This window comes from Duganella sp. CF517 (assembly GCF_900110275.1).
GTDB lineage: Bacteria > Pseudomonadota > Gammaproteobacteria > Burkholderiales > Burkholderiaceae_D > Rugamonas.
In genome coordinates this window covers 915,463-937,415 of sequence record NZ_FODC01000003.1, presented here as the reverse complement: position 1 = coordinate 937,415, position 21,953 = coordinate 915,463, and the positions used below count along the sequence as shown (strand labels likewise).

Sequence of the window (21,953 nt, the reverse complement as noted above, 5' to 3'; positions counted from 1 at the left end):
CCTCAGGTTCTGATCTTGCTGATCGTGTCGTAAATCGGGCCCATCACCGACAGCATGATCCAGCCGACCATCACGCCGAGGATCACGGTCATGGCCGGCTCTATCATCGCTTGCACCTTCTCGATCATCTCCTTGACTTCGCGGTTGTAGAAGTAGCTGACGTTGCGCAGCGCGCCGTCGAGCGCGCCGGTGGTTTCGCCGACCTTGAGCATGCGGATCACCAGCGGCGGGAAGATGCCGGTGTTCTGGAACGCCGCCGTGATGCCCTGGCCTTCGGAAATCAGTTGCCCGGCGCGGCGCAGGCCGGCGGCGATGACGCGGTTGCCGACGATGCCCTCGGACAGGCGGATGCATTCGAGGATGGTGATGCCGGAGCCGTACATCATCGCGAAGAAGGTGGCGAAGCGGGCCAGGATGATCTTGTGCAGCACCGGGCCGATCATCCAGATGCGCAGCTTGAAGCCGTCGGCGGCGTAGCGTGCCTGCTCGCTGCGCGCCAGCCAGGCGCGGCCGGCGAAGAAGGCGATCAGCGGCACCGCCACCAGCAGGTACCAGTAATTGATGAAGATGTTGGAAACGAAAATCAGCGCCTTGGTGTGCAGCGGCAAGGTGTTGCCCATGTTTTTGACGAACGAGGTCAGCTGCGGCACCAGGTAGATCATCAGGAAGAAGGTGACGGCGGTGACGAACACGCCCACGGCGGCCGGGTACATGACGATCTTCTTGGTCTGCGAGGCCAGCTCGTCCTGCCACTTCAGGCTTTCCGACAGGTTCTTGAAGACCTCGGCCAGCTTGCCGCTTTGCTCGCCGGCGGTGATCAGGCTGGTGAAGGTCAGGTCGAACACCTCCGGATAGGCGGCCAGCGCCGCCGACAGCTGCTGGCCGCCTTCGATGTTCTCGATCAGGCCGGTGATCATCTCGCGGAAGCGCGGGTGGTCGATGCTCTCGCGCAGGTCGTTCAAGCCTTCGAGGATGGGCACGCCCGCGCCGGTCAACTGTTCCATGTGGAAGCAGAAGTTGATCAGGTCGCGGCGGGTGATGACCCTTTTGAGCGCCACCACCTTGGCGCGCGAGACGCGGCAATCGATCAGGTCCAGCCCCATGCGGTGCAGGCGCAGCTCCAGGTCCGGCTCGTTGGCGGCGTCCATGTTGCCGGGCGAGATCTGGCCGCCGGCATCCATCGCGCGGTAGAAATATTGGGGCATCAGTTGGCCAGCCTTTCGGTCAGGTCCACTACGCGGCCGACTTCTTCCAGCGTGGTGACGCCTTCGAGCACGCGGCGCACGCCGTCGTCGATCAGGCTGTGGAAGCCGCTGTTGGCGGCCGCCGTCTTCAGTTCGCGCGACGAGGCGCGGCGCGCCACCATCTCGTCGAGCGCCGGCGTCATCTTCAGCAGTTCGATGATGGCGATGCGGCCCTTGTAGCCCTGGTGCGCGCAATGGTCGCAGCCGACCGCGCGGTACAAGGTTTGCGGACCGGCCGTCTCCGGCAGGCCGAGCAGGCGGCGCTCGACGTCGTCGGCGATGTGCGGCTCGCGGCACGCCGTGCACAGCTTGCGCACCAGCCGCTGGGCGATGATGCCGATGATGTTGCCGGCCATGATGTCGGGCACGACGCCGATGTCGAGCAGGCGCGGGATCGAGCCGATCGCCGAGTTGGTGTGCAGGGTCGAGTACACCTGGTGGCCGGTCATCGCGGCCGAGAAGGCCATCTCGGCGGTTTCCTTGTCGCGGATTTCGCCGACCAGGATGATGTCAGGGTCTTGCCGCATCATCGAGCGGATGCCCTCGGCAAAGCCCATCTTGGCCGATTCGTTGACCGAGGTTTGCCGGATCATGTTCATCGGATACTCGACCGGGTCTTCCAGCGTCATGATGTTGACGCTCTCGGTGTTGATGTGGTTCAGGATCGAATACAGGGTGGTGGTCTTGCCGGAGCCGGTCGGGCCGGTCACCAGGATCACGCCGTCGGGACGGGCGATCATCAGCTTCAGCAGGTTCAGTTCGGCCTCGCCCAGGCCCAGGCCGTCGAGCGGCACCAGGCCTTTTTGGCGGTCGAGCACGCGCAGCACGAAGTTCTCGCCGTGCGTGGTCGGCTGCGCCGAGGCGCGGAAATCGATCTGCCGGCCGGAGAACTTGATCGAGATGCGGCCGTCCTGCGGCGCGCGCGTCTCGGCGATGTTCATGTTCGACATGACTTTCAAGCGCACGGCCATCGCCGGCCAGTACGATTTGTGCAGGCTGCGGATCTGGCGCAGGATGCCGTCGATGCGGTAGCGGATGCGCAGGAACGACTGCTCCGGCTCGAAGTGGATGTCGGAGGCGCTGTTTTGCACGGCGTCGGCCAGGATGGCGTCCATCAGGCGCACCATCGGCTGGCTGTACTCGTCGGACGTGGTGCCCAGGCTGGCGTAGTTGACCTCGCCTGTTTCGATCTCGTGCAGGATGCCGTCGATCGACAGCTCGAAGCCGTAGTATTGGTCGATGGCGCGCTGGATGTCCGATTCGTTCACCAGCAGCGGGCTGATGGTGATGCCCTTGACCAGCATGGCGCTGATCTGGTCGAGCGCGACGATATTGCTGGTGTCGGACATGGCCAGGATCAGGTTGTCGGTCTGGCGCTCGTAGACGATCGGGAACACGCGGTAGCGCTTGGCCACCTCCTTGGGGATCAGCTTGAGGGCGATGGCGTCGACCACCAGGCTGGTCAGGTCGGCGCTTTGCTGGTTCAGGTTTTCCGACAGCGCCATGCGCACCGTGGCCTCGGTGACGAAGCCCAGCGTGATCAACAGTTTTCCCAACGGCTCGTTGCTGCGTTTTTGTTCGATCAGCGCGATGCGCAGCTGGTCTTCGCTGATGACGCCTTTCTGGATCAGCAGTTTGCCGAGCGGGAGTTTTGCTTGTTCTGCCATCGATTGTGGTTGGTGGTGTTCTTATGTTCTCATTGCGCGGCCGGCGCGGCCGACGCGCCCAGCTCGTGCATGCGGATGCGCAGCGCGTTGCGGTCGAACGCGGCCGCCTTGTCCTGCGACAGCACCAGCGCGCGCTGGTAATACGTCAGCGCGAGCCGGCCCTGGTTCAGACGGTCCAGGCCGATGGCCAGGTTGTAGGCGTAATCCGGGTTGTCGGGCGAGGCGCTGTAGGCGCGGAAGAAGGTTTGCTGGGCGTCGGGCCAGCGGTTCTGCTGCGCGTACAGGTTGCCCAGCGCGAACAGCGCCGGACCGGCCTCCGGATTGGTGGCCAGGATCGCCTTGAGGCGGCCTTCGCTTTGGGCCGCGTCGCCCGAACGCATGCCGACCAGGCCGGCGACGGCGGTGGAGTCGTTCGGATCGAGTTCGAGCATGCGCAGGTAATACGATGCCGCCTGCGCGCCCTGGTTCTGGCGGGTGTGCACCATCGCCAGGCCCAGCAGCGCGTCGCGGCTGGTCGGTTCCTGGCGCAGCGCCGCCTCGTATTGCTTCTGTGCATTGGGCAAATCGCCGTTGGTGAACGATTGATAGGCCGTTTCCACGGCCGGCGCGATCTTGGCCGGCTGCACGGCGCGGGCCACGCGGATCTCGGCGTTGTTGTCGGGCGCGGCGACCGGCGGCAATTTTTCCACGCGCGGCGCCGAACCGGCCAGCTGGCTTTGGATCGCTTGCTGGGCGGCGGCCAATTCCTGTTCGGTGCGGGCCAGGCGGCGCTCCAGATCGTCGCGGCCGCCACGGTTGACGGACGGCGCCAGCATGGCGCTGCCGCTGGCGTCGACCGCCATCGGATCGACAAAACCGCCGGCGGCGGCCTGGCCGCCCGGCGCGCCCGGCGCGGCGCCGATCACCTGCACCGGCGTGGCGCCGGTGGCGCCCGGAGGCGGCATCGGCACCGGCGGCAGGCGCGAGCCGGCGCCGGGCGCGACCACCGCCTGCCAGTAGTAATAGCCGAAGCCGGCGACGATCAGCGCCAGGATCGACAGCAGGCCGATCAGGCGCAGGCGTTCCGGGTCCATGCCGACCGGCTCGTTCGTCGAGGCGGCGGCGGCACGCGCGCGCGCGGCGCCGCGCGGCTTGCCGGCGCTGCTGTCGCCGGCCGGCGGTTTGGCCGGGGCCGACGCTTTGGCGCTTGCCGTTGGCTTGGCGGCGCCGGCGGCGTTGGCGCCGGCGGCATGCCGCGCGTGGTTCTGCGCCGCTGCCGCTGCCGCTGCTGCTGCTGTTGCCGCCGGGGCTGCCGCGCCGGCGCTCGACGAAGCGCTCGACGAAGCTGCCGTGGCCGACAACGGCGCTGGCGGCTGCACGCGCTGGGCCGGCGCCGGCGCCACCGGTGCGGACGGATCCGGCGTCAGGTCGAAGGTCAATCCGGCGTCCAGATGGTCGCTGGGCGGCGGCAACGGGCTCGGCGACGGACGCGGCGTCAGGCTGGCGGCCGGCGCTTCGGGCGCCAGCGGTTCCAGGCTGAACTCGGCCATCGGCTCAAGGTCCAGGCTGAGCTCGCGCTTGGCGGGCGGCACGGCGGCGTGCGGCGCCGGCTCGGGCGTGAGCGCCAGTACCGCGTCGAACTCCTCCGACGGCTTGTCCGCCTCGTCCTCGACCGCCGAGCTTTGTTTGGCGCGCTCGGCTTTCTTCAGCGCCTGCATCAGTAAGCTCATGATCCGTTCCCGTTGGTGGTGGGGGCAGGGGGCGCTTGCGGGACGGGGTAGGGCTCGGTGTCCGGCTTTTCGCCCGGCAGCAGGTAGCGGTAATCCTTGTAGTCGCCGTTGACGCTGGCGTCCTTGACCACGATCGGGCGCATGAAGATCACCAGCTCGGTTTTGGTGCTTTTCTCGTTACGGAAGGAGAACAGGTCGCCCAGCACCGGCATGCTGCCCAGCAGCGGTATCGAATCCTTGGCGTTGTCGACCGAATCCTGCATCAGCCCGCCCATGACGGCGATCTGTCCGCTCGGAACTTTCATCAGCGACTCCAGTTCGCGCGCCTGGATCACCGGGACCAGGCTGCGCACGTTGGCCGCGGCCAGCGCCGGATTCGGATCTTCGACGGTGCCGACGATGCGGGTGATGGTCGGGCGCACATTGATGGTGACGTCGTCGTTGTCGGCGATTTGCGGCGTCACGCTCATGACGAAGCCGACCGGCACCGTTTCCAGCTTGGACTCGTAGGTGGCCGGCGAGGTTGGCGTGCCGTTCAGGCCCAGCACGGCCGGCGTGACCTTGATCGAGAAGAAGACGTTGTTGTCGACCACCTTGAGCAGCGCGGTCTGGTTGTTCATCACGCTGATCTTCGGGCTCGACAGTACCTTGACCTTGCCGAACGATTCCAGCAACTCGAGCGTCGCGGAGATGCTGCCCAGGCTGGTGATGGGGTTGTTATATTTCAGCAGGAAAATGCCGGGGCTGCTGCCCGGATTGACGGCGCTCGGCAGCGTGGTGGTGCCGACCTGGCCCTGGGTCATGCCCAGGCGGCCCGAACGCGACAAGGTCGACCAGTTGATGCCCTGCTGGTAATTGTTGTTAAGGCGGACTTCGATCACGGTCGCCTCGATCAGCACCTGGCGCTTGGCCGCGCCCAGTACGATATCGACGAACTCGCGGATCTTCTCGTGCTGGCGGCTGGTGGCGCGCACGGCGATCAGGCCGCCCTCGGCGTTGACGATGACCGAGTTGGGACGGTTGTTATTGTTGCGCGATTGGCCGAAGGCGCCGGTATCGAAAGCGGCCGGCGCCTGCTGGGCCTGGCCCGCCTGGCCGCCGCCCTGCGGTGTTTGTTGGTTTTGTTGGACGCCGGCCAACGGATCGACCGGGTTGTCGGCCAGGTTGGAGTTGCGCAGCATGTCGCGGATGTTCTTTTCCAGCGTGAACCAGAAATTGTTGTCGGACCGGTTGTTGACCACGGTCGTTGAATTGTTGCTGCCGTTGCTGGTGCCGTTGTTGTTCGACGATTGATTGCTGCCGCTGCCGCCGCCGGTGCCGCTGCCCGACGCGGTCGCGCCGACCGGGTTGGAGGCGCCGCCGCCGCCGCCGGTGGTGGAGATCTGCGTGGCGATGTTGACGCTGCTGCTGGTGCTGCGCGCGATGTTGACGTAGTCGATCTTGTAGTTGCGCCACTCCGGCGTGTCCGGCAGCACGGTCAGGGTGCCGTTGTTGATTTCGTAACGCATATCGACCTGGCGCTGGATGCGGCTCAGCAGCTGGGGCAGGGTCTGGTCCAGCGCGTTGAGCGTGACCATGCCTTCGATGCTCGGGTGGACATCGACGTTCAGGCCGGCGTCGCGCGCCAGCGCGAACAGCAGCGACTGCACCGGCACCTTGTGCACGGTGACGCTGTAGGTTTCGACCTTGGCGGCCGGCTTGGGCGGCGGCAGCACCGCGCTTTGCCGCACCGGCTCGGGGATCGAGCCGGCCGGACGCGGCGCCTCGCTGACGTGGGTGGGCGAGGTCGGCAGGGTACGCGTGGCGCAGGCGCCAAGGAACACACTGCAAGCCACGGGAACGATGGTCAAGGCTAGTTTATTCATTGTTTCTTCCGGCCCCGGGGGAACGCAGGATGTTGTGCATATGCAATATAGCTAGCATGATCTTACAAATTCGGTGCCACCGCAAGGACGCTCAACCATATTGCGCCAATTAAAAGCCCCAGCAAACACCCGATTGCAACAGTGCGGTTAAACAGGCGGGCCGGGCGCCGATTTAACAATGTGCCGGCGCGGCCCCGGCCGAACGGCGATTCGCTGATCGCCGCGCGCACGTGGCGCTTGTCGACGACGTCGGCGTCGTCGGCGAAGGCGGCCAGCAGCGCCTTGTCGGCCAGGATGTTGATGCGGCGCACGATGCCTTCCGAGCTGTCGCCGATCATCTTGGCGGCGGCCGCGCTGAACACGGCCGGACCGTCGTGGCCGGCCGCGCGCAGCCGGAAGTCGAGGAACTCGGCCACCAGCCCCGGCGCCATGGCCGGCACGTGGAAGCTGTGGGTGATGCGCTCGCGCAGTTGGCGCATGCTCGACAGTTCCAGGTGCTGGTCCAGCTCCGGCTGGCCGAACAGCACGATTTGCAGCAGCTTGCTGCGCGCGGTCTCCAGATTGGTCAGCAGGCGGATCGCCTCCAGGGTTTCGAGCGGCATCGCCTGCGCCTCCTCGACCAGCAATACGACCTGTTGGCCCTGGCCGTGGCGCTCGATCAAATGGGCGTGCAGGCCGCGCTGGACCTCGTCGACGCGGAAGCCGCGGGTCGGCAGTCCCAGCTCGGCGGCGATCGCGAACTGCACTTCGACCGGGCTCAGATTCGGGTTGACCAGGTAGATGACCTCGATATGCGGCGGCAGCCGGCTCTCGAGCATGCGGCACAGCATGGTCTTGCCGGCGCCCACTTCGCCGGTCACCTTGATGATGCCTTCGCCGTGGCAGACCGCGTACAGCAGCGCTTCGAGGATTTCGCCACGGGTATTGCCGGAGTAGAAAAAGGCCGGATTCGGCGTGATGCCGAACGGCGATTCGCGCAACTGGAAATGGGACTGGTACATGCTGCTCACGCGATGCAGGCCAGGAACGCTTGTTCGAGGCTGTCCGCGCCGTATTGGTCGCGGCACGCGGCCGGCGTGCCGGTAAAGCGGATCTGGCCGTCGTGCAGGATGGCCATGCGGTCGCACAGCTCGTCGACATCGGCCAGCGCGTGCGAGGTCAGGAACAAGGTGCTGCCGGCGCGGTGCAGGCTGCGCAGTTGTTGTTTCAACAGCGCGCGGGCCTTCGGGTCGAGGCCGCTCATCGGCTCGTCCAGTATATACAGGGGCTTGCGCGCGAGCAGGCAGGCGGCCAGACCCAACTTTTGCGTCATGCCTTTGGAATAGCCGCGCACGGTGCGCGTGAGCGCGTCGGGGTCGAGGTCGAGCGCGCGCATCATCGCGTGGACGTCGGCGGCGTCGTAACGCAGGCCTTGCAAGGTCAGCAGATAGCGGATGAAGTCGGCGCCGGTCAGGTAGTACGGCGGCGTGAAGCGTTCCGGCAGGAAGCCGAGCGGCCGGCGGCTGGCGGGGCGGTGGTGCGGCTGCCCGAAGATGTCGATGCTGCCGCCGTCGAGCGCGCAAAAATCGAGCACGCATTTGATCAGGCTGGTTTTGCCGGCGCCGTTGACGCCCACCAGGCCGAAGCATTCGCCCGGTTGCAGTTCCAGATTCACGCCCCGCAAGACGCTGGTGTGGCCATAGCGTTGAACCACTTGTTGCAAGCGCAGGGCGGGTACGGTCATGAAAGGGAATAGTGGCGACAGGAAACGAACCACAACTGTAGCGCATTCGTGCGAAGAAAGCGACATCCTGTGCGGAAAGGCGAGCTTGGCATTGGGGAAGTGGGGTAATCTGCACTAGAATGGCCGCAAGTTGTCGTGTGGCATCATCGCCGCGCGGGTTGTCTCATCAAGGAGCAGGTATGGCAAGGCCGGAGAAAGTCAGGCTGGGAGAAATTCTCGTACAGCAAAAGCTGCTGTCGGAAGAACAACTGGGGCTGGCGTTGACCGAGCAAAAGCGCAGCGGGCGCAAGCTCGGCCGCGTGTTCATCGAGAACGGCTATGTCACCGAGGAGCAGATCGCCAACGCGCTGGCGCGCCAGCTCAGCATCCCGTACCTGAACCTGAAGTTTTTCAACGTCAATCCCGAGATCGTCCGCATGCTGCCGGAGACGCAGGCGCGGCGCTTCCGCGCGCTGGTGCTGGAGGACCGGCGCGGCGTGCTGCTGGTGGGCATGTCCGACCCGACCGACCTGTTCGCGTACGACGAGATCGCCCGCATCGTCAAACAGAGCATCGAGCTGGCCGTCGTCAACGAGACCGAGGTGCTGGCCGTCATCGACCGCATCTACCGCCGCACCGAGGACATCTCGGACCTGGCGCGCGAGCTGGAGCAGGACATCGGCGACGTCTCGGTCGACTTCGGCGCGCTGGCGGCGGCCAATCCGAACCTGGAAGAGGCGCCCATCGTCAAGCTGCTGCAGTCGGTGTTCGACGACGCCGCCCAGGTGCGCGCCTCCGACATCCATATCGAACCGCAGGAGGGACGGCTGCAAATCCGCTTCCGCATCGACGGCGTGCTGCACCTGCAAACCGAGACCGATATCAAGATCGCACCGTCGCTGGCGCTGCGCCTGAAGCTGATGTCCGACCTGGATATCTCGGAAAAGCGGCTGCCGCAGGACGGCCGCTTCGCCGTGCGGGTGCGCAACCAGCGCATCGACGTGCGGATCTCGACCATGCCGACCCAGTACGGCGAATCGGTCGTGATGCGTCTGCTGAGCCAGGGCGGCGCCCAGTTGCGGCTCGACGCCATCGGCATGCCGCGCGGGCTGGTGGAAAAATTCCGCGCCATCATCCAGCGTCCGAACGGCCTGGTGCTGGTGACCGGGCCGACCGGTAGCGGCAAGACCACCACCTTGTACTGCGCGCTGTCGGAACTGAACTCGGTCGAGAAAAAGCTGATCACCGTCGAAGACCCGGTCGAATACCGGCTGGCCGGCATCAACCAGGTGCAGGTCAACGACAAGATCGACCTGAACTTCGCGCGCGTGCTGCGCTCGGCGCTGCGGCAAGACCCGGACATCGTGCTCGTCGGCGAGATGCGCGACCAGGAAACCGCGCAAATCGGCCTGCGCGCCGCCATGACCGGTCACCTGGTGTTGTCGACCTTGCACACCAACGATGCGATGAGCACGCCGCTGCGGCTGATGGACATGGGCGTGCCGCGCTACATGGTCGGCAGCTCGCTGCAGGCGGTGCTGGCGCAGCGGCTGGTGCGCATGATCTGCGAAAGCTGCACCACGCCATACGAGCCGACGCCGCCCGAGCGTGAGTGGCTGAGCTTGGAACTGAACGACAAGGTGGACAAGGCGCGTTATTTCCATGGCAAGGGCTGTTCGCATTGCAACGGCATGGGCTATCGGGGCCGTACCGGCGTCTACGAGTTGCTGGAGATGACGCGGGCGGTGGTCGACGCCGCCAACGATCCCGATCCGGCCCACTTCCTGAAGGTGGCGGCGGCGCAGATGGCCGGCGAAACCCTGCGCCGGCACGCGGTGCAGCTGGTGGTGCAGGGCCGCACGACGGTGTCGGAAGCGATGCGCATCAGTAACCAGATCGAGGATTGACGTGCCGTTCTTCGCCTATAAGGCCCGCAACGCGCGCGGCGAATTGATGCAAGGCGTGCTGGAGGGGCCGGACAGCGGCGCCGTCGCCGATCAACTGTTCAATACGGGCGTGACGCCGATCGAGATCACCGTCACGCAAAAGGCGGTCGCCGCCAGCGGCGAGAGCTGGCTGTCGCGGTTGCTGGAGAAGAAGGTCACGTCGATGGACGTGCAACTGTTCAGCCGCCAGTTGTATACGCTGCTCAAGTCCGGCGTGCCGATCATGCGCGGACTGGCGGGCTTGCAGGAGTCGGCGGTCAGCAAGTCTTTCGGCAAGGTCATCAAGGATTTGCGCGAGTCGCTCGATTCGGGACGCGAGCTGTCGGCCGCCATGCGCCGCCATCCGGACGTGTTTTCGCCGTTTTATTTGTCGATGGTCCGGGTCGGGGAGATGACCGGGCGGCTGGAGGAAGTGTTCCTGCGCCTGTTCGATCACCTCGAGTTCGACCGCGACATGCGCGAGCGCGTCAAGACGGCGACCCGCTATCCCAGTTTCGTGCTGATGGCCATGGCGGCGGCGATGGTCGTGGTCAATATGTTCGTGATACCGGCGTTTGTCGGCGTGTTCAAATCGCTGCATGCCGAGTTGCCGCTGATGACCCGGATATTGATCGCCACTTCCGACTTTACGGTGCGCTACTGGCCGATGATGGTGGTGGCGGTCGTGGCCGGCGTGTTCGGCTTCCGCGCCTGGGTCGGCACGCAGCGCGGCTTGTATCAGTGGGACAAGTTCAAGCTGAAGATTCCGGTCGCGGGCAAGATCATCCTGAAGGCCACGATGGCGCGCTTCGCCCGCAGCTTCGCGCTCTCCAACCGCAGCGGCGTACCGATCGTGCAAGGGTTGACGGTGGTGTCGCAGACGGTGGACAACGCCTACCTGTGCGCGCGCGTCGAGCAGATGCGCGATGGCGTCGAGCGCGGCGACAGCATTTTGCGCACGGCGGCGGCGGCCGGGGTGTTCACGCCGGTCGTGCTGCAGATGATCGCGGTGGGCGAGGAAAGCGGTTCGATCGACGATTTGATGGACGAGATCGCGCAAATGTACGAGCGCGAGGTCGATTACGAGCTCAAAACGTTGTCGGCGCAGATCGAGCCTATCCTGATCGTGTTCCTCGGCATATTGGTGTTGGTGCTGGCGCTGGGGATCTTCCTGCCGATCTGGGACTTGGGCAAGGCCGCCTTGCATAAGTGATGCCGGAAACGAGGCGTGTGGTGATTTTCTTACCAACATTTGTGACGCAGAAACAACGCGGCGTTGGCTTGCTGGAATTTGCGTCGGTCCTCGTAATCGTGGGCATCTTGACCACGGTTCTGCTGCATCGGATTTGGCGTTACCACGGCGAGGCGGATGAGGCCGCCATGCGCGTGACGGTCGCGCACTTGCGCACCGCCTTAGAAATTAAGGTTGCGCATGGGAAATTGCCCGGTGGAACGATAGATTTAACGATTTTGGCCGAACAAAATCCGTTTGATTGGTTGAAAGATAAGCCGGCCAATTACGCCGGCGAATACTTTTCCCCAAGCGACGCCGACATCGGTGCCGGGAATTGGTGCTTCGATCGACGTGACAAATCGGTGGTTTATTTGTTAAATCTTCGCAGCGGATTTTTAGATGCCTCAACGAAACGTTTGAAATTCAAGGTAAAATTACTTCGCTTGCCCCACCGCCCCGCCAAGCCGCCAGGCGCACCAGAAGCCCTCGGTGTGGCCTTCGAGCAAGCGAAAGATTGATGCACTGTTGCGCGGTCTTTCTTCAACTACATGGACGACCTGGAGAAGTGAAAATGAACAAGGCAGCGATGAGCGCATTCCGTAAACCAGCAGCCCAGTCGGGCTTCACGCTGATCGAACTGATCGTCGTGATTGTGATCCTTGGCATTCTGGCGGCGACCGCGTTGCCACGGTTTACCAACCTGGCCGGTGATGCCCGCGCCGCTTCCATCGGGGCCGCGCGCGGAGCAATGTCTTCCGCGGCGTCGCTGGCTCACGGCCAGGTCTTGATCAATCCCGCGATCGTCGTCAGCAACGCCATGCCGATGGAGGGTGTCAGCGTGGCCATGGCCAACGGGTATCCGTCCGCAACGGGTATCGCCGCCGCTGCTGGCCTGAGCAATTCGGACTACGCGATCCTTCCCGCCGGTACCGCCCTCAGCGCCAACAACCCTGCGGTGGGAACGGGTTCGGTTGCGATACAGCCCAAGAGCATCGCCGGTACCGCAACCGGGTTGAAGTGCTACGTGATGTATACCGAGTCGACTGGCGCCAACGTCGCGCCGATCATCACCAACACCCCTCCCGTCTCCGACTGTCAGTAAAGACATAACGTCCGGCCGGTGTCGCTTTGACTCGCCATCACGATCGGCGCCGCTTTGCCGGCGCCGCCGGACGCCCCATCGACGCTGGCTTTACAATGGTTGAGCTTGTGACGGTGATCGTTGTCATGGGCATACTCGGCGCGATCGGCGCGTCGCGTTTTTTTGATGGCGATATTTTTGCCGGCCGCGCCTATTCGGATCGTGCCAAGTCCATCATCCGCTCCGCCCAAAAACTCGCCATTGCGCAGAATCGACTCGTCTTCGTGCGCTTCACGCCAACCAACTTCGCTGTCTGCTTTAACGCCGCGTGCAATAACGCGGCAGCGCTCGCGTTCGCGCCCGGCGGAAGCAACAGTGGCAGCACCGCCACCCGCGCCGCCTGCGTCCTGGGGGGCAATTATATTGCCAGCTGGATGTGCGAAGGCACGCCCCCAAACGTGGCGGTGACCGGGGTTGGCTCCGGCGGCTTGTTTTTCGACCGTATGGGCCGTCCGTACAACACCAACGACGTCGATGGCGCGTCGACATTCCAGCCGCTGACGTTGACCGTGACCAGCGGCGCCAGCGTTTACCAGTTCACGGTGGAAGCCGAGACCGGCTATGTTCGCTAAGCATCAGCGCGGTCTGACCCTCATCGAACTGGTGCTGTTCATGGTGATCATGGGGGTTGCCGCCGCCGGCATCATCGGCGTTCTGAACATTGGCGCCAAGGCCAGCGCCGACCCGTTGCGCCGCAAGCAGGCGATGCTGATCGCCGAAGCGTTTATGGAAGAGGTGCAACTGGCCCGCTTCACGTTCTGTGTGCCGGGTGACGCCAATGAATCCACCGCGACCGATCAGAACGGCTGTTCCACTCCGGCCAATGCCGTCGCGGTTCGTCCGCGCCCGGCGGGCATGGCCCGTCCTTACGAAAACGTGGCCGACTACGCCACCGCGCTCAACGCCGAGGAGCATACGTTCGCCGTAAACGGCGTCGACACCGATGTCAACCTCCGTGCGCTCGGGCGGGATGCGGCACTGAACCAGATGGGCAACAGCTCGCTGGGGCCGATCACCACGACCGTGACGCTGAACCTGGTCCCGGCCGGTGCGCCGTTGGGGCCGACGGCTGGCCCGGCCAACCTTAGGATCGATTCCGCCACTTCGCTTGAGGTGCTGCAAATTACAATCATCACCAGATACGGCGGCCCCAACGATGTTATCCGCCTGGACGGTTTCCGTACCCGCTATGCGCCGAACAATTAACGCCGTGACGACCAACCCGCGACGCTACCCGCGTTCGACGCCTCCGCAGCGCGGTTTCACGCTGGTGGAGGCGGTCGTCGTCATGGTCATTACCGGGATACTGGCCGGTATCATGGTGTTGTTCATCCGCAGGCCCGTGCAAAATTACACCGACGCGGCCGCGCGCGCGGAGGTGAGCGACGCCGCCGATCTGGCGCTGCGCCGCATGGCGCGTGAACTACGTTCGGCGTTGCCCAACAGCGTACGCCTCACGGTCGTCGGCAATGTCTGGTGGCTCGAGTTCATCCCCACCGTCTCGGGCGGGAAGTACCTGGCGATGGAGGACAACCCTGGCAGTGCCGCTAGCCCGCTGAGCTTCACGAACCCGGTCGCCGCGCCGTTCAACGTGATCGGGCCCATGCCGGCTTTGGCGCAGACGGGCTCCAGCTATATCGCCATCTACAATCTCGGCCCCGGCTTCGTCAACGCGGATGCCTATAACCGCGATAATCTGGCGCTCGTCACTGGTATGAACATCGCCAACCGCACGATCTCCTACGAAAGCGCGGCAGCGGGAGAGCCCGCCAACAACGGCAAAAATCCGTATGCCCTCGCACCGCAAAATCCTTCGCCCGACCAGCGGTTCCAGGTTGTCACCACGCCGGTCACGTTCCGCTGCGACGGCCAGGCCAACGGCAGCGGCACCCTGACCCGGTTTGTCGCCGCCAATTTCGCCGCTGTACAGCCGCAGCCGACGGCTGCGGCTGGTCGCATGCTGGCCAATAACGTTGTCGCTTGCACCTTCACCATCGGCACGGTAGCCAGCCGGCAGAGCGCGTTGATCGGGTTGACGCTGGTCCTGGGGCGAGCCAGCCCAGGCGCTGCAAACGGTTTGGAAACGGTCACGCTGACCCACCAGATTCACGTGGACAATACGCCATGACGCGCAGGATGACACGCAAATCGGGCGGGGTCGCGCTGGTGACCGCCATCTTCCTGTTGGTGGTGCTCGCCGGGCTGGCGGTGGCGGTGGTGTCGCTGACGACCTCGCAGCAAAGCGCGGCCACGCAGGACGAGCAGGGCGCGCGCGCCTATCAGGCGGCGCGCGCGGGTATCGAATGGGCGTTGTATGTCAGCCTGCGGACCGGCGGCGGACTGGCGAACAATCCGTTGGGTTGCCCCGCCACCCACACGATGGCGATGCCGGCGCAGACCTTGTCCTCCTTTACCGTGACCGTGACCTGCGGCCAGCGCGCGGCTGGATACGGCACTGGCGTGCCGGCCAACGATCCAACGGCCCGCAGCATACTTGTCCGCTCGGTCGCGTGCAACCAGCCCGACCCGGTAACGGGCGTTTGCCCGAACACCACCGCACCCGGCCCCGATTATGTGCAACGGAGGATCGACGCGCAGCTATAAAGAAACAAGCCACACGACAATGTAAGTATTTTTGTGGCATTACTATTAATTTTTGGTAAACGAGCGGTGTAACTTGAATATAATCAACCAACTAGCGCGTAAACCTCGTGTGCTGGTAACCATTTAGGTCGCTGGTATGGGATTCCTCAAAAGAAGCAAAAAAAAGGATGGCTGGCTGACCGTCTCGTTCCAGCGCGACGGCATTTGCGCTGGCCGCGTGCAGCGCGTGCCCGACGCCAAGGCGGTGGTCGAGCTGTCGTCGTTCTATCCGTCGAACGCCGCTCCGTCCGCCGAATCGCTGGAAAAAGTGAGCAAGGATTTGAAGGCCGCCAATTTCCTGTTCGGCACGATGCTGAGCGGCGGCGAATACCAGATGCTGACCGTCGATGCGCCCAACGTCCCGCAGGATGAATTGAAGACCGCCGTGCGCTGGCGCTTGAAGGATATGCTCGACTTCCATGTCGACGACGCCACCATCGACGTGCTCGATATTCCGGTCGATCCGAACGCGCCGTCGCGCGCCCATTCGATGTTCGCCATCGCCGCCCGCAACGCGTTGATCCAGTCGCGCCAGGGCCTGTTCGCCGAGGCGAAGATCGAACTGAACGTCATCGACATCCCGGAGATGGCACAGCGGAACATCTCGGCGCTGCTGGAAACCGAGGGCCGGGGCCTGGCCATGCTGTCGTTCGACGGCGACGGCGGCCTGCTGACGATCACCTTCAAGGGCGAGCTGTATCTGTCGCGCCGCATCGACGTGACCTTGCCGCAGTTGCTGGAACCGGACACCGACAAGCAGCAAGCCTTATTCGACAAAATCACATTGGAGTTGCAGCGCTCGCTCGATCACTTCGACCGCCAGTTCAATTACGTCAACGTGATCAAGCTGCTGCTGGCGCCGACCGGCGCGCAGGGCTTGCACGAGTATCTGGCGGCTAATCTCTACATGCCGGTCGAGGCGATGGGGCTGGAGGACGTATTCGATCTGAGCCAGGCGCCGGCGCTGCTGGACGTCGAGCAGCAGCAGCGTTTCTTCCTGACCCTGGGCGCGGCCCTGCGGCACGAGGAGGTGGTGCTGTGAGCCAGCAGATCAACCTGTTCAACCCCATCTTCCTCAAGCAGAAGAAGGTGTTCACGGCTCTGCCGATGGCCGAGGCGCTGGGCGTGATCGTCGCCGGCGCGCTGCTGCTGACGTGGTATGCCGGCGAGCGCGTGGCCGCGCTGGAGCAATCCGCCGCGTCCGGCAAGACCTTGCTGGCCGACCGCGAGCGCCGTCTGGTGGAGGCCAATAAACAGTTCGCGCCGCGCCAGAAAAGCGCCACCATCGCGACCGAGGTCGCGCAGGCGGAGGCGGAACTGCGGTCGCTGCAACAAGTCGAAGCGGTGCTGCGTGACGGTACGCTGGGCAACGCGGCCGGCTATGCCGAGTATTTCCGGGCGTTCGCGCGGCAGAACGTCAGCGGGCTGTGGCTGACGGGCGTGTCCATCGTGGGCGCCGGCAACGATATCGGCGTGCAGGGACGCGCGATGCAGCCGACCTTGATCCCGGCCTACATCGCGCGCCTGAAGTCCGAACCTATCATGCACGGCAAGAGTTTCGCCAGCCTCGATATTTCACGGCCGGAGGCGCAACTGATGCCGGCCGCCGCGCCGCCATCCGCGCCGGCGGCCATCGCCGGTGGCGCCGTTCCAGCCGCCGCTCCGATGGCCGCGCCGCCGGCCTCGGCCACGGCGCCGTTCGTTCAATTCAGCCTGCAATCGACCGCCGTGGCGAGGACCGAGCAATGAAGCAGCAACTACAACAGCAATGGCTCAAGCTGAGCACCAGGCTGGACGCGCTGACCTTGCGCGAGCGGGCGATGGTGTTCGTGGCGGTGACGGCGGCGGTCCTGTTCCTGATTTATACGATGGCGGTCGAGCCGATGCTGGTCAAACAAAAACTGCTGCTGGCGCAGATCCGGCAGCAGCAAAACCAGATCGCCGGCATCGACATGGAAATCACGGCCAAGGCGCAAGGCTTCAACCTCGATCCCGACGCGCAGGAGAAGGCCAGGTTGCACACCGCGCGGGCCGAGATCGACCGTGTCAGCGCCGGCCTGCTGGCGGTGCAAAAGGGATTGGTGGCGCCGGAGAAGATCGCGCCGCTGCTGGAAAACCTGCTCGGCGGCCACGGAAAATTGCGGTTGATGGCGATGAAGACGCTGCCGGTGACCGGCATGAGCGAGAGCTTCGCGGAATCCGCGCCGCCGGCAGCGACCGTCGCCGCCCCGGCCGCCGCGCCATCTCAGGCAAATCCGCCTATCCAGCCGGCCGCCGCGAACAAACCGCGCGAGTTGCTGTATCGGCACGGCGTGGAAATCGTGCTGCAGGGCAGTTATCTGGATATGGTCAGCTATATGGCGGCGCTGGAGGCATTGCCGGTGCAGCTGTTCTGGGGTAAAGCCAGCCTGGACGCGCAGCAGTATCCGAATTCGCGCCTGACCTTGACCTTGTACACACTGAGTCTGGATCAGAAATGGATGAAGCTATGAGCGCCGCCGTGCGGCATGCGTGGTTGGCCGGCGCGCTGTCGGCGCTGCTGCTGGCGGCCTTGCCCGCGCGCGCGCAGAGCTTGGCCGATCCGACCCAGCCGCCGCCGGAATCGCGCCTGCTGGCGCCGGGCGCGGCCGATGCGCCAGTGGTCAGCGCCGGCCCGCGCCTGCAGTCGATTCTGATCGGCACGCGCGGACGCGAGGTAGCGGTGATCGACGGCCAGACCCTGCGCAAGGGCGACAAGATCAACGGCGCCGTGCTGGTCCAGATCGACAAGAATCAAGTGGTGTTGCAACACGGACGGGCGAGACAGGTGTTGACCCTGTTCCCCGACACCGGGACGGGCGGCAAGACGCCCGTTCATCAACGTTAAACGAATGCATATGCAAAAAATACTGACCATCGCCCTCCTGACGACGCTGCTGCTGAACGGCTGCTCGACGCCGCCCAAGCGCGATACCTACAACAAGATCAACGCCGAGGTCGATGCGGCGCTCAAGGCCAAGCCGCCGGCCGCCGCGCAGGCCGACGCCGTGGCCAGCGCCTTGCTGCCGCCGGTGTCGCAGCTGGCCGATCATTTGCCGAAGGCGCGCGCGGTGCTCGAGGAGCGCTTCAACGTGTCGTTCAACAACGTGCCGGTGCAGCAGTTCTTCAACTCGATCGTGGCCGGCACCCGCTACAACATGCTGATCAATCCGGAAGTGACCGGCAACATCACCGCCAACCTGAAGGATGTGACCCTGGTCGAGGCGCTCGACGCGGTGCGCGAGCTGTACGGCTACGATTACAAGATCGAAGGCACCCGCATCTATATCCGCCCGCTGACGATGCAGACCAAGATGTTCAAGGTCAATTACCTGACCGCGATCCGCAAGGGCGTGTCGAGCCTGCGCGTGTCGTCGACGTCGGTGGCCAGCGCCGGCACCAGCAACAGCGGTTCGCAAAACGGTTCGGGCAGCAACAATAATTCGGGCAACAATAACAACGACAACTCGGGCAACAACGGCAACAACGCCGGCGGCAACCAGAGCCAGCGCGACGCGGCCAACGTGCAAACCACGTCCGCCAGCGATTTCTGGCTGGAGCTCAAGACGGCGCTCGAGGCGATCATCGAGCCGGGCAAGGACGGCCGCAGCGTGACCATCAGCCCGCAGTCGGGCGTGATCGTGATCCGCGCCATGCCGGAGGAGCTGCGCAACGTCGACCAGTACCTGCGCGCGACCCAGTTGTCGGTCGACCGCCAGGTGATCCTGGAGGCGAAGATCCTCGAGGTGGAGTTGAACAGCAACTTCCAGAGCGGCATCAACTGGGCGGCCTTCGGCAAGCTCAGCACCAACAGCCGCATCTCGGCCGGCCTGGTGCAGCCGGGCTCGTCGTTGACGCCGCTGGGCGTGAGCGCGACCGGCTCGCTGGGCAGTTCCGGCCCCGTCGGCACGGTGGCCGTGCCCGGCGCGTCGATCGGGGCGGTGTCCGACGCGGTCGGCTCGCTGTTCGGCCTGGCGTTCCAGACCAGCAATTTCGCCGCGCTGATTTCCTTCCTCGAAGGGCAGGGCACGGTGCACGTGCTGTCGAGCCCGCGCATCGCGACGCTGAACAACCAAAAGGCGCTGCTGAAAATCGGCACCGACGAGTTTTTCGTCACCGGCATCAGCACCACGACCACCACCAGCGGCACCGGCAACGGCGTGACCACGCCGACGCTGACGTTGCAACCGTTCTTCTCCGGCGTGGTGCTGGACGTGACGCCGCAGATCGACGACCACGGCAATATCATCCTGCACGTGCACCCGTCGGTGAGCCAGGTATCGACCGTCAACAAGGGCGTCAACCTGGGCACCCTGGGTAACTTCAGCCTGCCGCTGGCGGCGTCGTCGACCTCGGAGATGGACAGCATGGTGCGCGGCCAGGACGGCCAGGTGGTCGCCATCGGCGGCCTGATGCGCCAGGCGACGACGTCGGACCGCTCCGGCGTGCCGGGCGCGAGCGACATTCCGGTGGTCGGCGCCCTGTTCCGCGCCAGCGGCGAGGTGATCCAGAAGCGCGAGCTGGTGGTGCTGATCAAGCCGACCATCGTCGAATCGAGCGCCGACTGGAACCAGGACTTGCTCGACAGCAGCCGCCGCATCAAGGAACTCGATCCGCGCCGCGCCAGGGAGCGCAATTAATCATGTACAGCAAACACTTCGGCCTGCGCGAAGCGCCGTTCAGCATCACGCCGGATACCAGCTATTTCTTCACCAGCCCGCATTCGCAGGAGGCGTTGAACACCTTGCTGGTGGCCGCCAAGAGCGGCGAGGGCTTCATCAAGATCACCGGCGAGGTCGGCACCGGCAAGACGCTGCTGTGCCGTAAGTTCATCGCCACGGTCGGGCCGGAGTTCGTCACCGCCTACATCCCCAATCCGTTCCTGGAGCCGCGCACGCTGATGCTGGCCCTGGCCGACGAGCTGGAGGTGACCTTGGCGCGCGATGTCGACCAGCACCAGATGCTCAAGTCGATCACCTACCGCCTGATCGAGCTGGCGCACGCCGGCAAGCAGGTCATGCTGTTGCTCGACGAGGCGCAGGCGATCCCGGTCGAGAGCCTGGAAGCGTTGCGGCTGCTGAGCAATCTGGAGACGGAAAAGCGCAAGCTGCTGCAAATCGTGCTGTTCGGGCAACCGGAGCTGAACCAGCATCTGCAGGCCAATTCGATCCGCCAGCTGGCGCAGCGGATCACCTTCCATTACCACCTCGGCCCGCTGAGCCGGGACGACATCGAATACTATCTGGCGCACCGCTTGCGGGTGGCCGGCTACACGGGCGGGCGCCTGTTCAGCCGCGGCGCGATCGGCAAGCTGTTCCGCGCCAGCGGCGGCATTCCCCGGGTGGTCAACATCATGGCCAACAAGTCGCTGATGCTGTGCTTTGGCGAGGGCAGGCAGCAGGTCACGCGCCGCCACGTCGGCCTGGCCGCGCGCGACACCAACGAAGTCGTCGGCGCGCGCGCCGGCGTGCGCTGGCCGTGGCTGGCCGCCGGCGTCAGCGTGCTGGTGGCGGCGTGCGGGCTGACGTGGGCGCTGACCAAATGAGCCTGATCAATAAAATGTTGCAGGATCTGGACAAGCGCGGCGGCGCCGGCGACGGCGCGGTCAACCCCCAGGAATTAAAAGCGGTGCCGGCGCTGGAGCACGAGCGCCGGCCGCTGGTGCTCGCGGGCGCCGGCGTGGCCGCCGCCGTGCTGGCTGCCTGCGGCTGGTATGGCTGGCAGTACTGGCAGAGTCATCGCGCGCCGCCGGCCCCGGTGCCGAAGGTGGTGGTCAACCAGCGTCCGCCGGGCGCGGCCAGCGCGCCGCCGCCGGCGGCGCCGGTGATCGATACGGCCAGGCCGGCGGCGCCGGAATCGGCCGCGCCGCCGGCCGAACCGCTCGCAGAACCGCTTGCCAACCCGCTTGCCAACCCGCTTGCCAACCCGGCGCGCAAACCCGCCCAGCCGATCCAGTTTGACGCACCGCCGGCCATATCCGCTGCGCCGCGCGCGTTGGCGGCGCCGGAGCGGCCGTCCGGCGCCGTGCCGGCGGCCGGCGACGCCATCGCGCCCAGGCCGCGCCGGCCGCTGCCGGAGAGCGACGCGCGCCGTCCCGAGCGCAAGCCGGCACAGGCGGAAAGCGTTAGGGAAAACGTTAGGGAAGGCGTGCGGGAAGGCGTGAGCCGGCGCGAATTGACGCCCAAACTGGAATCCGACGGCGCCTATCGCCGCGCGCTGGTGGCCTTGCAGGAGGGACGACTGAGCGTGGCGATGGCCGACCTGGAACGCGCGCTGGAGATCGATCCGCGCAACGAGGCCGCGCGCCAGACCTACGTCAGCCTGCTGCTGGAGAATAAACGCACCGACGAGGCGATCCGCCAGTTGCGCCTGTCCCTGGGCATCGATCCGCGCCAGCCGGGGCTGGCGATGGTGCTGGCGCGGCTGCAACTGGAGCGCGGCGGGCCGGCGCTGGAAACCTTGATGGCGACGCTGCCGTATGCCGGCAACAACGCCGACTACCTGGCCTTCCTGGCCGGCGTGCTGCAGCGCGGGCAACGCCACGCCGAGGCGGCCCGCTATTATCGCGACGCGTTGCAACTGGCGCCGGACAACGGCGTCTGGTGGATGGGCCTGGCTATTTCACTGCAGGCCGACGACCACCTGCCGCAGGCGCGCGAGGCCTATGTGCGCGCGCGCGCGGCGGCCGGCATGACGCCGGAATTGCTGGCCTTCATCGACCGCAAGCTGGAGCAGCTGGCGCGTTAGCCGGTGCCGGTCCGGCGTCGCGCGCCGCCGCGCCGAAGCGGTGGCGTGACCGCGCGCG

Annotated in this window: 21 protein-coding genes; 15 read left to right on the top strand and 6 right to left on the bottom strand. The window is 65.2% G+C overall.

Going from position 1 to position 21,953, the window contains the following annotated elements:
- Positions 1 to 2: 2 nt before the first annotated feature.
- From BMX85_RS15610 to BMX85_RS15585, 6 genes are all read right to left on the bottom strand, one after another.
- Positions 3 to 1,205, bottom strand: a complete 1,203-nt coding sequence (locus BMX85_RS15610; RefSeq protein WP_090319712.1) for a type II secretion system F family protein — start codon at positions 1,203 to 1,205, stop codon at positions 3 to 5.
- Complete coding sequence (locus BMX85_RS15605; protein ID WP_090319709.1) at positions 1,205 to 2,911, bottom strand: GspE/PulE family protein; 1,707 nt, start codon at positions 2,909 to 2,911, stop codon at positions 1,205 to 1,207. Before BMX85_RS15605 ends, BMX85_RS15610 begins: the two co-directional genes overlap by 1 nt.
- Before the next feature lie 29 nt (positions 2,912 to 2,940).
- On the bottom strand, positions 2,941 to 4,620 hold the full coding sequence (locus BMX85_RS15600) for a tetratricopeptide repeat protein (RefSeq protein ID WP_229210483.1): 1,680 nt from the start codon (positions 4,618 to 4,620) through the stop codon (positions 2,941 to 2,943).
- A complete protein-coding gene (locus BMX85_RS15595; RefSeq protein ID WP_090319703.1) occupies positions 4,617 to 6,485 on the bottom strand; it encodes a type II secretion system protein GspD in 1,869 nt (622 codons plus the stop codon). Before BMX85_RS15595 ends, BMX85_RS15600 begins: the two co-directional genes overlap by 4 nt.
- 62 nt (positions 6,486 to 6,547) lie before the next feature.
- Positions 6,548 to 7,486: an ExeA family protein gene (locus BMX85_RS15590; protein ID WP_090319700.1), complete on the bottom strand. Its 939-nt coding sequence runs from the start codon at positions 7,484 to 7,486 to the stop codon at positions 6,548 to 6,550.
- A 5-nt stretch (positions 7,487 to 7,491) separates the two neighbouring features.
- Complete coding sequence (locus tag BMX85_RS15585) at positions 7,492 to 8,208, bottom strand: ABC transporter ATP-binding protein (RefSeq protein WP_090319697.1); 717 nt, start codon at positions 8,206 to 8,208, stop codon at positions 7,492 to 7,494.
- A gap of 179 nt (positions 8,209 to 8,387) precedes the next feature.
- Between BMX85_RS15585 and BMX85_RS15580 the strand changes: the two genes are divergently transcribed.
- From BMX85_RS15580 to BMX85_RS15510, 15 genes are all read left to right on the top strand, one after another.
- Entirely contained in the window at positions 8,388 to 10,094 is a 1,707-nt protein-coding gene (locus BMX85_RS15580) for a GspE/PulE family protein (protein WP_090319695.1), read from the top strand.
- Position 10,095: 1 nt separating this feature from the next.
- Positions 10,096 to 11,325 (top strand): type II secretion system F family protein, encoded by a 1,230-nt coding sequence (locus BMX85_RS15575; protein WP_090319692.1) that lies wholly within the window; start codon positions 10,096 to 10,098, stop codon positions 11,323 to 11,325.
- A gap of 17 nt (positions 11,326 to 11,342) precedes the next feature.
- Positions 11,343 to 11,864: a type II secretion system protein gene (locus BMX85_RS15570; protein WP_218147341.1), complete on the top strand. Its 522-nt coding sequence runs from the start codon at positions 11,343 to 11,345 to the stop codon at positions 11,862 to 11,864.
- A 53-nt stretch (positions 11,865 to 11,917) separates the two neighbouring features.
- On the top strand, positions 11,918 to 12,448 hold the full coding sequence (locus BMX85_RS31430) for a type II secretion system protein (RefSeq protein WP_304529056.1): 531 nt from the start codon (positions 11,918 to 11,920) through the stop codon (positions 12,446 to 12,448).
- Positions 12,449 to 12,474: 26 nt separating this feature from the next.
- Positions 12,475 to 13,059 (top strand): pilus assembly FimT family protein, encoded by a 585-nt coding sequence (locus tag BMX85_RS15560; protein WP_255372383.1) that lies wholly within the window; start codon positions 12,475 to 12,477, stop codon positions 13,057 to 13,059.
- Positions 13,049 to 13,693: a type IV pilus modification PilV family protein gene (locus tag BMX85_RS15555; RefSeq protein WP_090319680.1), complete on the top strand. Its 645-nt coding sequence runs from the start codon at positions 13,049 to 13,051 to the stop codon at positions 13,691 to 13,693. The genes BMX85_RS15560 and BMX85_RS15555 overlap by 11 nt, the downstream gene beginning before the upstream one ends.
- Positions 13,694 to 13,697: 4 nt before the next feature.
- On the top strand, positions 13,698 to 14,615 hold the full coding sequence (locus tag BMX85_RS15550) for a PulJ/GspJ family protein (protein ID WP_177196769.1): 918 nt from the start codon (positions 13,698 to 13,700) through the stop codon (positions 14,613 to 14,615).
- 8 nt (positions 14,616 to 14,623) lie between these two features.
- On the top strand, positions 14,624 to 15,091 hold the full coding sequence (locus tag BMX85_RS15545) for a pilus assembly PilX family protein (protein ID WP_229210482.1): 468 nt from the start codon (positions 14,624 to 14,626) through the stop codon (positions 15,089 to 15,091).
- A gap of 136 nt (positions 15,092 to 15,227) precedes the next feature.
- Positions 15,228 to 16,172 carry a pilus assembly protein PilM gene (locus BMX85_RS15540; RefSeq protein ID WP_090319670.1) on the top strand — a complete coding sequence of 315 codons (945 nt, stop codon included), beginning with the start codon at positions 15,228 to 15,230 and terminating at the stop codon, positions 16,170 to 16,172.
- Positions 16,169 to 16,879: a hypothetical protein gene (locus BMX85_RS15535; RefSeq protein ID WP_090319667.1), complete on the top strand. Its 711-nt coding sequence runs from the start codon at positions 16,169 to 16,171 to the stop codon at positions 16,877 to 16,879. Before BMX85_RS15540 ends, BMX85_RS15535 begins: the two co-directional genes overlap by 4 nt.
- On the top strand, positions 16,876 to 17,622 hold the full coding sequence (locus BMX85_RS15530) for a hypothetical protein (RefSeq protein WP_090319664.1): 747 nt from the start codon (positions 16,876 to 16,878) through the stop codon (positions 17,620 to 17,622). Before BMX85_RS15535 ends, BMX85_RS15530 begins: the two co-directional genes overlap by 4 nt.
- Positions 17,607 to 17,996, top strand: a complete 390-nt coding sequence (locus BMX85_RS15525; RefSeq protein WP_229210481.1) for an MSHA biogenesis protein MshK — start codon at positions 17,607 to 17,609, stop codon at positions 17,994 to 17,996. Before BMX85_RS15530 ends, BMX85_RS15525 begins: the two co-directional genes overlap by 16 nt.
- A gap of 10 nt (positions 17,997 to 18,006) precedes the next feature.
- Complete coding sequence (gene mshL, locus BMX85_RS15520; protein ID WP_090320170.1) at positions 18,007 to 19,788, top strand: pilus (MSHA type) biogenesis protein MshL; 1,782 nt, start codon at positions 18,007 to 18,009, stop codon at positions 19,786 to 19,788.
- Positions 19,789 to 19,790: 2 nt separating this feature from the next.
- Positions 19,791 to 20,693 carry an ExeA family protein gene (locus tag BMX85_RS15515; protein WP_090319661.1) on the top strand — a complete coding sequence of 301 codons (903 nt, stop codon included), beginning with the start codon at positions 19,791 to 19,793 and terminating at the stop codon, positions 20,691 to 20,693.
- Positions 20,690 to 21,895 (top strand): tetratricopeptide repeat protein, encoded by a 1,206-nt coding sequence (locus BMX85_RS15510; protein ID WP_229210480.1) that lies wholly within the window; start codon positions 20,690 to 20,692, stop codon positions 21,893 to 21,895. Before BMX85_RS15515 ends, BMX85_RS15510 begins: the two co-directional genes overlap by 4 nt.
- Positions 21,896 to 21,953 lie beyond the last annotated feature (58 nt).

What these genes read in the sequence shown, in the direction of transcription:
- BMX85_RS15610 (WP_090319712.1), bottom strand. Translation starts at nt 1,205, where the DNA reads ATGCCCCAATATTTCTACCGCGCGATGGATGCCGGCGGCCAGATCTCG.
- BMX85_RS15605 (WP_090319709.1), bottom strand. Translation starts at nt 2,911, where the DNA reads ATGGCAGAACAAGCAAAACTCCCGCTCGGCAAACTGCTGATCCAGAAA.
- BMX85_RS15600 (WP_229210483.1), bottom strand. Translation starts at nt 4,620, where the DNA reads ATGAGCTTACTGATGCAGGCGCTGAAGAAAGCCGAGCGCGCCAAACAA.
- BMX85_RS15595 (WP_090319703.1), bottom strand. Translation starts at nt 6,485, where the DNA reads ATGAATAAACTAGCCTTGACCATCGTTCCCGTGGCTTGCAGTGTGTTC.
- BMX85_RS15590 (WP_090319700.1), bottom strand. Translation starts at nt 7,486, where the DNA reads ATGTACCAGTCCCATTTCCAGTTGCGCGAATCGCCGTTCGGCATCACG.
- BMX85_RS15585 (WP_090319697.1), bottom strand. Translation starts at nt 8,208, where the DNA reads ATGACCGTACCCGCCCTGCGCTTGCAACAAGTGGTTCAACGCTATGGC.
- BMX85_RS15580 (WP_090319695.1), top strand. Translation starts at nt 8,388, where the DNA reads ATGGCAAGGCCGGAGAAAGTCAGGCTGGGAGAAATTCTCGTACAGCAA.
- BMX85_RS31430 (WP_304529056.1), top strand. Translation starts at nt 11,918, where the DNA reads ATGAACAAGGCAGCGATGAGCGCATTCCGTAAACCAGCAGCCCAGTCG.
- BMX85_RS15555 (WP_090319680.1), top strand. Translation starts at nt 13,049, where the DNA reads ATGTTCGCTAAGCATCAGCGCGGTCTGACCCTCATCGAACTGGTGCTG.
- BMX85_RS15545 (WP_229210482.1), top strand. Translation starts at nt 14,624, where the DNA reads ATGACACGCAAATCGGGCGGGGTCGCGCTGGTGACCGCCATCTTCCTG.
- BMX85_RS15540 (WP_090319670.1), top strand. Translation starts at nt 15,228, where the DNA reads ATGGGATTCCTCAAAAGAAGCAAAAAAAAGGATGGCTGGCTGACCGTC.
- BMX85_RS15530 (WP_090319664.1), top strand. Translation starts at nt 16,876, where the DNA reads ATGAAGCAGCAACTACAACAGCAATGGCTCAAGCTGAGCACCAGGCTG.
- BMX85_RS15525 (WP_229210481.1), top strand. Translation starts at nt 17,607, where the DNA reads ATGGATGAAGCTATGAGCGCCGCCGTGCGGCATGCGTGGTTGGCCGGC.
- mshL (WP_090320170.1), top strand. Translation starts at nt 18,007, where the DNA reads ATGCAAAAAATACTGACCATCGCCCTCCTGACGACGCTGCTGCTGAAC.
- BMX85_RS15515 (WP_090319661.1), top strand. Translation starts at nt 19,791, where the DNA reads ATGTACAGCAAACACTTCGGCCTGCGCGAAGCGCCGTTCAGCATCACG.
- BMX85_RS15510 (WP_229210480.1), top strand. Translation starts at nt 20,690, where the DNA reads ATGAGCCTGATCAATAAAATGTTGCAGGATCTGGACAAGCGCGGCGGC.